This is a genomic window from Pseudomonas sp. RL (assembly GCF_000647775.1).
In the GTDB taxonomy this organism is placed as follows: domain Bacteria; phylum Pseudomonadota; class Gammaproteobacteria; order Pseudomonadales; family Pseudomonadaceae; genus Serpens; species Serpens flexibilis.
On the sequence record NZ_JBOY01000074.1, the window covers coordinates 1 to 10,068 of the forward strand.

Genomic DNA, 10,068 nt, shown 5'->3' on the forward strand with positions numbered 1-10,068 from the left:
AACGACCCCCACCATGTCAAGGTGGTGCTCTAACCAACTGAGCTATGTGCCTTCCGATGGCCGTGCATTCTACGCACAGCCCTCATCCTGTCAACTGGTTTTTTTCGCTAACGCCCTGAATCGCCGCATTTTTTGGGATTCACTCGCGTGCGGCACGCATGGTGACGAACTCCTCCGCGGCGGTCGGGTGAATTCCCAGGGTGTCGTCGAAATCGCGCTTGGTGGCGCCAGCCTTCATCGCCACCGCCAGGCCCTGGATGATCTCGCCGGCTTCCGGACCGATCATGTGGCAACCCAATACACGGTCGCTGTCGGCATCCACTACCAGCTTCATGAGGGTGCGCTCCTGGGACTCCGTGAGACTCAGCTTCATGGGCCGAAAACGGCTTTCGAAGACTTTCACGCGGTGCTTTTCACGCGCCTGCTGCTCGGAAAGACCCACCGTACCGATATTTGGCAGGCTAAACACTGCGGTCGGTATGAGCTCATAGCTCAACGGGCGGTACTCCTCCGGCCTGAACAGGCGACGCGCCACCGCCATGCCTTCTGCCAGCGCCACTGGCGTCAGCTGCACACGGCCGATCACGTCGCCGATGGCCAGAACGTAGGGGTCCGCGGTGCGGTACAGGTTGTCGACCCGGATGAAGCCCCGATCATCCTGCTCGATACGCGTGTTCTCCAGCCCCAGGTTGTCCAGCATCGGCCGGCGCCCGGTGGCATAAAAGACGCAGTCGGTTTCCAGCACCCGACCATCGGCCAGCGTCGCCTTGAGAGTGCCGTCGACCTGCTTGTCGATGCGCCGGATGTCGCTGTTGAACTGCAGGTCAACGCCTTTCTTCTCCATCTCGTCACGGAGATGCACCCGCAGACTCTCATCGAAGCCACGCAGAAACAGATCGCGACGGTAAAGCAGCGAGGTCTTCGCACCCAGGCCATGGAAGATGGAGGCGAACTCCACCGCGATATAGCCACCACCGACCACCAGCACACGCTGCGGCAGCTGTTCGAGGTAGAACGCCTCGTTGGAAGTAATGGCATGCTCGGCGCCGGGAATGTCCGGCTTCTGCGGCCAGCCTCCGGTGGCGATCAGGATATGCCTGGCGCTATAGCGCTGCCCATCGACCTCAACATGCTGGCCACCTACCAGACGCGCATGCCCCTCCAGGAGCTTGACGCCGCTGTCGACCAGCAGCTTGCGATAGATCCCGTTGAGACGCTCGATCTCCCGGTTCTTGTTGGCGATCAGCGTCGACCAGTCGAACGCAGGCTCACCACTCGTCCAGCCATAACCCTTGGCCTGTCGCAGTTCTTCCTCGAAATGCGCGCCGTAGACCAGCAGCTTCTTCGGCACGCATCCCACGTTCACGCAGGTGCCACCCAGGTAGCGACTTTCGGCAACCGCCACGCGCGCACCGAAGCCGGCGGCAAAACGCGCCGCACGGACACCACCGGAGCCGGCGCCAATGACGAAGAGGTCGAAATCATAGGCCATAGTGTTGTCTCCTGATTCAGGCCGCCAGCATACCCCAGCATTCCCGGACTGGGGCATTTCGCTCAGGAGAACCGTCATGGGCCCCACACTGACGCACATCGCGCTGCATGTCCCCGACCTTGACGCCTGCATAGCGTTCTATTCCGACTTCTGCGGACTCCGACTGATACACCAGAGGCCCGCCAAGGGCTCGCGCATCGTCTGGATGGCCGAACCCGGCCGCGAACACGCGTTCGTCATCGTCATGATGCCGGGCGGCAACGAACGTCAACTGGCTACAGACGATTACAGCCACTTCGGATTCGCCTTGCCCAGCCGGGAGGCGGTGGATGAGATTGCCGAGCGCGCGCGCCAGGCCGACTGCCTGATCTGGCCACCCCGGGACGACTCTTTCCCGGCCGGCTATTACTGTGGCGTGCGCGACCCGGCCGGGAACTATGTGGAATTCAGCTATGGCCAACCACTAGGACCGGGCGCCAAGCCGCTAAAAAGCGCCGGAGACGGCCCGCCCACCTGACAGAGGCTGAATCAGAACGCCTTGCCGGCCTTGTAGAAGTGCTCGAAACAGAAGTTGGTGGCTGCGATATAGCCTTCGGCACTGCCGCAGTCGAAACGCCGCCCCTTGAAGCGGTAAGCCAGCACGCAGCCCTGCTGAGCCTGCTTCATCAGCGCATCGGTGATTTGGATTTCACCGCCCTTGCCCGGCTCGGTCTGTTCGATCAGCTCGAAGATGTCCGGAGTGAGGATATAGCGACCGATGATCGCCAGATTCGACGGCGCATCTTCCGGCCGAGGCTTCTCCACCATGCTACTGACCCGATAGATGTCGTCGCGAATGGCCTCGCCAGCGATGATGCCGTACTTGGACGTCTCCTCCGGCGGGACTTCCTCGATGGCCACGATGGAGCAGCGGAACTGGTTGTAGAGGCGCACCATCTGGGCCAGCACGCCATCACCCTCGGTATTCAGGCAAAGGTCATCCGCCAATACCACTGCAAACGGCTCATCACCGATCAGCGGGCGACCGCTGAGAATGGCGTGCCCCAGCCCCCGCATCTCGATCTGACGGGTATACGAGAAACTGCAACTGTCGATGAGGCGGCGGATGCCACTCAGGTAGCGCTCCTTATCGGTGTTGCGAATCTGGTGTTCCAGCTCATAGCTGATGTCGAAGTGATCCTCCAGCGCCCGCTTGCCACGTCCAGTGACAATGGCGATCTGATTGAGACCTGCCTCCAGGGCTTCCTCCACTCCGTACTGAATCAGCGGCTTGTTGACCACTGGCAGCATTTCCTTGGGCATAGCCTTGGTAGCTGGAAGGAATCGGGTGCCGTAGCCAGCTGCCGGAAACAGACATTTCTTGATCATGGCCATCCTTGGTTCGCGAGAAAGTCAGAACGATGCGGCGTGTCCGCCTGATAAGTCGGACAGTGTAGAAAATACCTGCCGTTTTGCTTCGTTATTCCCAAAGCAACTCACCCTCCCTGCTGATCTCCTTGAGCTTGGCCAGTGCGGCATGCGCAACCTCCTCGGCCTCGAAAGCGAGATCATACCGATGCCCCTCCGCCAGGGTATGCACCACAGGCCTGGCATCAGGGTCGCGCGTCTTGACCGCGATCACCGCCTGATAACCGTCCTCCACCGGAAGCGCCGAGGCAACCGCCTCATAATGTTCGAAGTGCCTGAAGATCATACGCCCACCCTCCTCCACTGCCGTCTGGGAATGGACAGCAAAAGCGGGCGAAAGCTCGCCGGTCAGCCCTTGTAAGTCGACGCAATGGTCTCCAGGCGCCCAGCAGGAAGAGCAGTTATTGCGCGGGCAGTCGTGGGCAAGTAGAGGTTCATGCGCGGGATCACTGGAACCCTAGGTTTACGATCCGGACGCTCGGCCTGGCGAGCCGCACGATCGAAATCTCCCAGCTCACGCACCTTCGGCGCGCCGCCCACGCGAATAAACACCGGCAGATTGGCATGCACCATGGCGTCGTAGCGGGTGGCTTCACTGAACCAGAACATGAGCCGCGGATGAGGCGCCAGTTTCTTGTAGCGATGCAGCACCTGCTCGTCGGCCAGGCTTGCAATGCTCTGCAACTCCAATCCCGCCGGGGTACGCTCCACCGAGCAGCGCGCCTCCGCTGCCTGCTGTTGGGCGCGCACCAGAAGCAACTCACGGACATCCTTCACGAGAACCTTCTCGGCGCCGGCCGTATGCCCTGCCCATGTGAACACCAGAAGACGGGGCGCCGCATCGAAGGCCTGGATATGCCGAGACACCTGCATCATGGAAAAACCAGCCCCTAGGGCCGCCCGCAAAAGCCGTGGGCGTGCCGTCTTGGCCAGATTCATCTCCAGACGGGTCTGCTCCACCGTCGCGACCAGAGCATCCTTGAGCCGATTGATTGCTCGCACCTGATCCAGCAGACAATCCCTGACCTCGAAGTAACCAGGCAGGCGCATCACCGTACCCGGGGCCTGCCCCGACGCCCGCTCCAGCATGGAGAAAGCAGCCTTGGCAGACTGGATGGCGTCATTGCCGGTCAGGCGCTCGACGGAAATCACATCAGGAGCCTTCTGCTCCCGTAGCAAAGGCAACCGCCAGGCTACGCCTGAAACAACCTGGCCCGGCCATTGTGCATTGAAACCCAGCAGCGCCTCGCGCAGCTCGGCATGGGCATTACGGATGTCGTCGTACATGGCGCCCTCCAGCATACCCTGCCCTGTTGGCCTGGGCAGGAGGTAAGGCAGACAGACTAACGCAAATATAGGGGTGGTATTAATGAATCAGGAAGTTGCGACTGGAAGGCACGAGCATTTCTGCTGGCACGAAGGGTATGGAAGCGCCTGGCGGCAGCTCCGCCGGAAGAAGAGCGAAGGACTGAATCGAGGTGGTGCCCGAAGCCGGACTCGAACCGGCACGACCTTGACGGTCGAGAGATTTTAAGTCTCCTGCGTCTACCATTTCGCCATTCGGGCAGCGAAGTGGCCGGACTATATACAGACACCCAGGCTTAGGCAAGTTGCCGCAACTCCGCCCAGCAACATGAAAGTCCAGTCGTATCAACGAGTTGTACTTATTGAACACAGGGAAACAGCACGATTGAACGGTATATTCAACGCAAAATAAAAAGCCCCGCAGATTAAATCTGCAGGGCTTTTCAATAGTGGAGGCCGAGGTCGGAATCGAACCGGCGTACACGGATTTGCAATCCGCTGCATGACCACTCTGCCACCCGGCCTCAAATGAAAGCGCCGCATCTGCGGCGCCAACATCAAAAATTGGAGCGGGAAACGAGACTCGAACTCGCGACCCCAACCTTGGCAAGGTTGTGCTCTACCAACTGAGCTATTCCCGCTTGGTGACGGCCGCCATTCTATCGTTTCCAAACACGCCGTCAAGCCTTTGATTCAAAAAACTTATTTCTTTTCCGGGGTGACCCGCAGATGCGGCCAGGCAGCCAGCAGATACTGGCACATGGACCACAGGGTCAGGCCTGCAGCAATGAACAGCAGGCCGTAGCCGAGCAACACCCAGAGCGTGAATACCGCCGGGTTGGCCAGAAGGATGACCAGTGCGACCATCTGTGCGGCGGTCTTCCATTTGCCCCACTGGGATACCGCGACCTGAGCCCGGGCCCCGAGCTCCGCCATCCATTCCCGCAGGGCGGACACCACGATCTCTCGGCCGATGATGATCGCCGCAGGGAGGGTCAGCCAGAGATTGCTGTGCTCTTCCACCAGCAGCACCAGCGCCACGGCCACCATCAGCTTGTCGGCCACCGGGTCGAGGAACGCGCCGAACGGCGTGCTCTGCTCCAGGCGTCGCGCCAGGTAGCCATCGAACCAGTCGGTCACCGCCGCCAGGGCGAACACTGCGCTGGCAGCCCAATAGCTCCAGGAAAACGGCAGGTAAAACAGCAGAATGAAAACCGGAATAAGCAGAACGCGTAAGACAGTGAGCAGATTGGGGATGTTCATGGGCAGGCTTGGGCGGCGGGGTGGCACGGCATTCTACTCACTGTGCAGGGCGGCATAAATCGACTCGGCCAGTTTTTTGCTTATACCCGGTGCCTTGGCGATCTCTTCGATACTGGCGCGACCAAGCTCCTGTAGACCACCGAAGTGTTTGAGCAGCTCACGACGGCGTGTCGGCCCGACGCCAGCAATGCCCTCCAGGGTCGAGGTACGGCGAGCCTTACCGCGCCGGGCACGATGGCCCGTAATGGCGAAGCGGTGGGCTTCGTCGCGGATCTGCTGGATCAGGTGCAGCGCCGGCGAATCAGCCGGCAGGGTGAATTCGTGCTCGGCGTCATTGAGGTAGAGCGTCTCCAGCCCCGGCTTGCGGGTCACACCCTTGGCCACGCCGAGTAGCAGCATGCCGCCCACGGCCATTTCCTGCAGCACCTCGCGCGCCATGTTGAGCTGGCCCTTGCCGCCATCCACCAACAGGATGTCGGGAACCTTGCCCTCCCCCTCCTTGAGCTTGCCGAAGCGACGGGTCAGCGCCTGGTGCATGGCGGCGTAGTCGTCACCGGGTGCCACGCCTTCGATGTTGTAGCGTCGATAGTCGGATTTCAGCGCCCCCTCGGGGCCGAACACCACGCAGGACGCCACCGTCGCCTCGCCGCTGGAATGACTGATGTCGAAGCACTCCAGCCGGGTCGGCTGTTCTTCCAGCGCCAGGGCCTGCGCCAGGGCCTCGAAACGCGCCGCGGTATGCTGCCGGTTGGCTAGACGGGCGGCCAGCGCCTGCTCGGCATTGGTGACTGCCAACTGCTGCCAGCGCGCCCGAGTGCCGCGCACACGTACGCTGATGCTCAGCTCGCGGCCGCGCAGCTCGGCGATGGCGGTCAGCAGCGTCGGGAAGTCCTCATGCTGGGCATTGACGATCAGCTCGGCCGGCAGATCCCGCTCACTGCTGCCCAGATAGTACTGGGCCAGGAAGGCGGCTAGCACACTGGCACTGTCCTCCTCGATGGCCACCTGCGGGAAGAAATTCTTGCTGCCCAGCACCCGCCCTGCCCGCACGCTGATCAGATGCACACAGGCGCCGCCCGGGTTGACGATGGCGGCGATCACGTCCACATCGCCAGTGCCACCTTCCATGCTCTGCTGATCCTGGACGCGGCGCAGGATGCCGACCTGGTCGCGCAGCTCGGCGGCGCGCTCGAATTCAAGACTCATCGCCGCCTGCTCCATCTCTGTGGTCAGCTCGGCGGCCAGCGCATTGCTGCGACCCTCCAGGAACATCACCGAGTGGCGCACATCCTCGGCGTACTCCGCCGGACTGACCAGCCCGACGCAAGGCCCCTTGCAGCGCTTGATCTGGTACTGCAGGCACGGGCGGGTGCGATTGCGGAAGTAGCTGTCCTCGCATTGACGCACCAGGAAGGCCTTCTGCAGCAATGCCAGGCTTTCACGAATGGCCCCGGCACTGGGATAGGGGCCGAAGTAGCGACCCTTCGCCTTCTTGGCACCGCGATGGATGCCCAGCCGCGGATAATCGCCGTCGGAAAGAAACACGTACGGGTAGGATTTGTCGTCGCGCAACAGGATGTTGTACGGCGGCCGCCATTCCTTGATCAGCGTCTGCTCGAGCAGCAGCGCTTCGGTCTCGTTGGCGGTGATGGTGGTTTCCACCTGGGCGATGCGAGACACCAGCGCAGCGGTCTTCACCGCCAGGCCGGTCGTGCGGAAGTAGCTGGAGAGGCGCTTCTTGAGGTTGCGGGCCTTGCCGACGTAGAGCAGCCGGCCCTCGGCATCGAACATCCGGTACACGCCCGGATGGGAACTGCAGGCCGCCAGGAAGGCGGCCGGATCGAACACGGAAGGCGTCATGTCAGCTGGTGGCGTCGACCATGCCGTGGCGCACGGCCAGCAGCACCAGCTCCACATCACTGGTCACGGCCAGTTTCTCGAAAATGCGGTAGCGGTAGGTGTTCACCGTCTTGGGGGACAGGCACAACTTGTCGGAGATGCTCTGCACCTTCTGGCAACCGGGGATCATCAGGGCGATCTGGATTTCCCGCTCGGAGAGCTGGTCGAACGGCGAGCCCTGGTTCTGCGGCTGGAAGGACTTCAGCGCCAACTGCTGGGCGATCTGCGGGCTGATGTAGCGCTGGCCGGCGAAGGCCTGGCGGATCGCCTGGACCATTTCCTCCAGTGCGGCGCCCTTGGTCAGGTAGCCCGAGGCGCCCGCCTGGAGCAGACGGGTCGGGAACACATCGTCCTCGCAGACGGTCACCACTACCACCTTGATGTCGGGATGGCTGCGCAACAGCTTGCGCGTGGCCTCCAGCCCGCCGATACCCGGCATGCGCACGTCCATCAGCACCACGTCGGGCTTCAGCTCGCGAGCCTTCCTCAGCGCCTCCTCACCGGAGTCCGCCTCCCCCACGACCTGCAGATCCCTGATATCGGCCAGCATGCGAACAATGCCCGCCCGCACCAGATCGTGATCATCGACAACCAGCAGCCTTATCAAGACGCACCTCATTCACTCGGCCGCTCAGCCGACGGCTTCTTCGTGTGGCCGAACCCTAGCAAAAAAGCGCGCGCTTCGCCTAGCTCGCACGCTCGCGCTGTGCGGATCCTGACAGGCCGGGGAGCTTATCGCGCCACAGGAATGGCTCAATTCAAGCGGTGGGTCGCTCCCAGGCGCGCCGCAACAGATCAATCACTTCTTCGTCCGAGGTCTGCGAAAAATCGCGGTACCACCGACCGATAGCCCAAAGGGGTTCGGGAACCAGCGGACAGATCACCTCGTCCGCCTCATGCCGCAGCACGGCGAGCGTTTCCTGCGCGCCCACGGGTACCGCCACGGTGACATGCGCGGCACCCAGCTTGCGTACCGCCTGCACAGCGGCGCGCATGGTCGCCCCGGTGGCGATGCCGTCATCGACCAGGATCACCCGTTTGCCCTTCACCTCCGGCATGGGCCGCTCGCCCCGGTAGACGCGCTCGCGCCGGGCCAGCTCCTCCGTCTCGCGCCGCTCGACCGCGTCTATCGCCACTTCGCCGATGCCCAGGGAGCGGAGGATATCCTCGTTGAGCACGCGCACCCCGCCGCTGGCGATCGCGCCCATGGCCAGCTCGCTATGCCCGGGCACGCCCAGCTTGCGCACCAGCATCAGGTCCAGTGGACATCCCAGTGCCTCGGCGACCTCGAACGCCACCGGTACCCCGCCACGGGGCAGCGCCAGCACGAGCGTTTCAGGCCCTCCCTGCCCGGCCAACAGCTCGGCCAGCGCACGGCCCGCAGCGACACGATCGGGGATGGGAACTTCCAGCGAGGGCTTGGGCATGACTGGCCACCTGGTGAGCGGTTCATGCTCCAGCATAGAAGGCGGGAACCGGCCACAGCCGGTCCCCTGATCGGAGGATCAGAAGCGCTTGAAGCCGGGATGATCGAAATGGCTGCCATAGTCGTTCAGCGCCATGATGACCCGTACCGCCCCGGCGCGCTGCCCCTCACCGCCGTGACCGGCCATCTCCTCGGCGCCGGCCAGGAGGGAGGCGATGACCAGGTGCAACTGCGCGTCGGCCTGCTCCGGCAGCGAGCAGTTCTTCACCATGTAGGCCACCCGATCGTTCACCAGCGCCGCCAGTCGCTCGTACTCCGCCGTCGGCAAACGGTCCTGATGGATTGCGTCATGCGTGGCATGCAGCGCCGAGCCCAGCTCGCCCATGGCCTTGCGCAGCGGCGCATCCGTGACCCAGCGCTTGCCGTTGTCCAGGCGCAGCGTCTGAACGCTGTCGCCGTGTTGATGATGATCGTGGCCGCCGGCCGCCAGGCTGGCAGTGGCCGTACCCAGGGAAAGACTGCCCAGCAGCAGCGGCAGCAACAGCGAACGGTAATGCATGGTCATGTCCTTATCTCGTTAAGGGAACACCTGAAGCGGTGTCGAACCTGTAACGCCGGGCGGCGAAAAATGTTCCGTCTCAATCCCGGTGCAACTGATCGAAACCGACCGGGCCGACCGGCTGGCTGAGCAGGATGGTCGCCAATCGTTCGCGCTGCGCCGGTTCGAGAATCTCCCGCTCGCGCAGCAACTGCTCGATCACCAGACGCTGCTGCTCCCCCTGCAGCTCGGCGATCCGCACGCGCGCCGCTTCGATCCCGGCGGCATCCGTCTCGGCGGCGAAGATCCCGCGAATCAGGCGGTCGCGCTGCTCGCCAATCGCCTCGGAAGATGCCCGCAGCAGGGCCAGGAATGGCGCCTCGGCGTCATGCCAGCGCTGCAGCTGCTGACTGCTCAGCTGCAGATCGCGGGTCAGGCTGGTCTGGGCGCCGGAAGGCACCGGCAAGCCGTCGCTGGCCAGTTGCGACCAGAGCGCGGCGATCAGCACGCCCAGGTTGACCAGCAGGGAAACCGCCAGCAGGCGGCGTGGAAAATGGGCACTCATCGTGTAACTCCTTGGGGTTGGCAGAATTCGGGGCGGGCGCACAGCCCGCCAGGGGGCGCGCTACCCAGCACCGCCAGCAGCGCAGAGGCGGACATCTCCGGCCGCTCCTGCGGGGTAACCGTGGCGCCCAGCAGCAGGCCGAGCAGCAGCGACGCCGCGGCGCCCAGGGCCAG

Annotated in this window: 11 protein-coding genes and 3 tRNA genes; 1 reads left to right on the top strand and 13 read right to left on the bottom strand. The window is 63.1% G+C overall.

The window, feature by feature from the left end:
- Positions 1–139: 139 nt before the first annotated feature.
- Positions 140–1,492: a glutathione-disulfide reductase gene (gene gorA / locus AS93_RS0112905; RefSeq protein ID WP_027591007.1), complete on the bottom strand. Its 1,353-nt coding sequence runs from the start codon at positions 1,490–1,492 to the stop codon at positions 140–142.
- A gap of 76 nt (positions 1,493–1,568) precedes the next feature.
- On the opposite strand from gorA, the gene AS93_RS0112910 reads away from it, so the two are divergent.
- Positions 1,569–2,009: a VOC family protein gene (locus AS93_RS0112910; protein WP_027591008.1), complete on the top strand. Its 441-nt coding sequence runs from the start codon at positions 1,569–1,571 to the stop codon at positions 2,007–2,009.
- A gap of 11 nt (positions 2,010–2,020) precedes the next feature.
- Here the strand turns inward: AS93_RS0112910 and galU are convergent, their stop codons facing one another.
- The 12 genes from galU to AS93_RS0112970 form a co-directional block, all read right to left on the bottom strand.
- Complete coding sequence (galU, locus tag AS93_RS0112915; RefSeq protein WP_027591009.1) at positions 2,021–2,860, bottom strand: UTP--glucose-1-phosphate uridylyltransferase GalU; 840 nt, start codon at positions 2,858–2,860, stop codon at positions 2,021–2,023.
- 91 nt (positions 2,861–2,951) lie between these two features.
- On the bottom strand, positions 2,952–3,185 hold the full coding sequence (locus AS93_RS0112920; RefSeq protein WP_027591010.1) for a hypothetical protein: 234 nt from the start codon (positions 3,183–3,185) through the stop codon (positions 2,952–2,954).
- 62 nt (positions 3,186–3,247) lie between these two features.
- Positions 3,248–4,186 (bottom strand): DNA replication terminus site-binding protein, encoded by a 939-nt coding sequence (locus tag AS93_RS19350; RefSeq protein ID WP_037009227.1) that lies wholly within the window; start codon positions 4,184–4,186, stop codon positions 3,248–3,250.
- Positions 4,187–4,378: 192 nt separating this feature from the next.
- Positions 4,379–4,465: transfer RNA gene (locus AS93_RS0112930), tRNA-Leu, on the bottom strand.
- A gap of 189 nt (positions 4,466–4,654) precedes the next feature.
- A tRNA-Cys gene (locus tag AS93_RS0112935) sits at positions 4,655–4,728 on the bottom strand.
- 41 nt (positions 4,729–4,769) lie between these two features.
- Positions 4,770–4,845, bottom strand: a tRNA-Gly gene (locus AS93_RS0112940).
- Between the two features lie 61 nt (positions 4,846–4,906).
- Positions 4,907–5,467, bottom strand: coding sequence for a CDP-diacylglycerol--glycerol-3-phosphate 3-phosphatidyltransferase (gene pgsA, locus AS93_RS0112945; RefSeq protein ID WP_027591011.1), 561 nt, complete (start codon positions 5,465–5,467; stop codon positions 4,907–4,909).
- A 33-nt stretch (positions 5,468–5,500) separates the two neighbouring features.
- On the bottom strand, positions 5,501–7,327 hold the full coding sequence (gene uvrC, locus AS93_RS0112950) for an excinuclease ABC subunit UvrC (RefSeq protein ID WP_027591012.1): 1,827 nt from the start codon (positions 7,325–7,327) through the stop codon (positions 5,501–5,503).
- A 1-nt stretch (position 7,328) separates the two neighbouring features.
- Positions 7,329–7,973 carry a UvrY/SirA/GacA family response regulator transcription factor gene (gene uvrY, locus AS93_RS0112955; RefSeq protein ID WP_027591013.1) on the bottom strand — a complete coding sequence of 215 codons (645 nt, stop codon included), beginning with the start codon at positions 7,971–7,973 and terminating at the stop codon, positions 7,329–7,331.
- 151 nt (positions 7,974–8,124) lie between these two features.
- Positions 8,125–8,793 (bottom strand): phosphoribosyltransferase, encoded by a 669-nt coding sequence (locus AS93_RS0112960; RefSeq protein ID WP_037009229.1) that lies wholly within the window; start codon positions 8,791–8,793, stop codon positions 8,125–8,127.
- A 78-nt stretch (positions 8,794–8,871) separates the two neighbouring features.
- On the bottom strand, positions 8,872–9,357 hold the full coding sequence (locus AS93_RS0112965) for a hypothetical protein (protein ID WP_027591015.1): 486 nt from the start codon (positions 9,355–9,357) through the stop codon (positions 8,872–8,874).
- 73 nt (positions 9,358–9,430) lie between these two features.
- Complete coding sequence (locus tag AS93_RS0112970) at positions 9,431–9,895, bottom strand: periplasmic heavy metal sensor (protein ID WP_027591016.1); 465 nt, start codon at positions 9,893–9,895, stop codon at positions 9,431–9,433.
- Positions 9,896–10,068 lie beyond the last annotated feature (173 nt).

Bases quoted from the DNA above. Each gene is read 5' to 3' on its own strand.
- AS93_RS0112960 (WP_037009229.1), bottom strand. From the start codon at position 8,793: ATGCCCAAGCCCTCGCTGGAAGTTCCCATCCCCGATCGTGTCGCTGCG.
- AS93_RS0112970 (WP_027591016.1), bottom strand. From the start codon at position 9,895: ATGAGTGCCCATTTTCCACGCCGCCTGCTGGCGGTTTCCCTGCTGGTC.
- AS93_RS19350 (WP_037009227.1), bottom strand. From the start codon at position 4,186: ATGTACGACGACATCCGTAATGCCCATGCCGAGCTGCGCGAGGCGCTG.
- AS93_RS0112910 (WP_027591008.1), top strand. From the start codon at position 1,569: ATGGGCCCCACACTGACGCACATCGCGCTGCATGTCCCCGACCTTGAC.
- pgsA (WP_027591011.1), bottom strand. From the start codon at position 5,467: ATGAACATCCCCAATCTGCTCACTGTCTTACGCGTTCTGCTTATTCCG.
- AS93_RS0112965 (WP_027591015.1), bottom strand. From the start codon at position 9,357: ATGACCATGCATTACCGTTCGCTGTTGCTGCCGCTGCTGCTGGGCAGT.
- gorA (WP_027591007.1), bottom strand. From the start codon at position 1,492: ATGGCCTATGATTTCGACCTCTTCGTCATTGGCGCCGGCTCCGGTGGT.
- AS93_RS0112920 (WP_027591010.1), bottom strand. From the start codon at position 3,185: ATGATCTTCAGGCACTTCGAACATTATGAGGCGGTTGCCTCGGCGCTT.
- galU (WP_027591009.1), bottom strand. From the start codon at position 2,860: ATGATCAAGAAATGTCTGTTTCCGGCAGCTGGCTACGGCACCCGATTC.
- uvrC (WP_027591012.1), bottom strand. From the start codon at position 7,327: ATGACGCCTTCCGTGTTCGATCCGGCCGCCTTCCTGGCGGCCTGCAGT.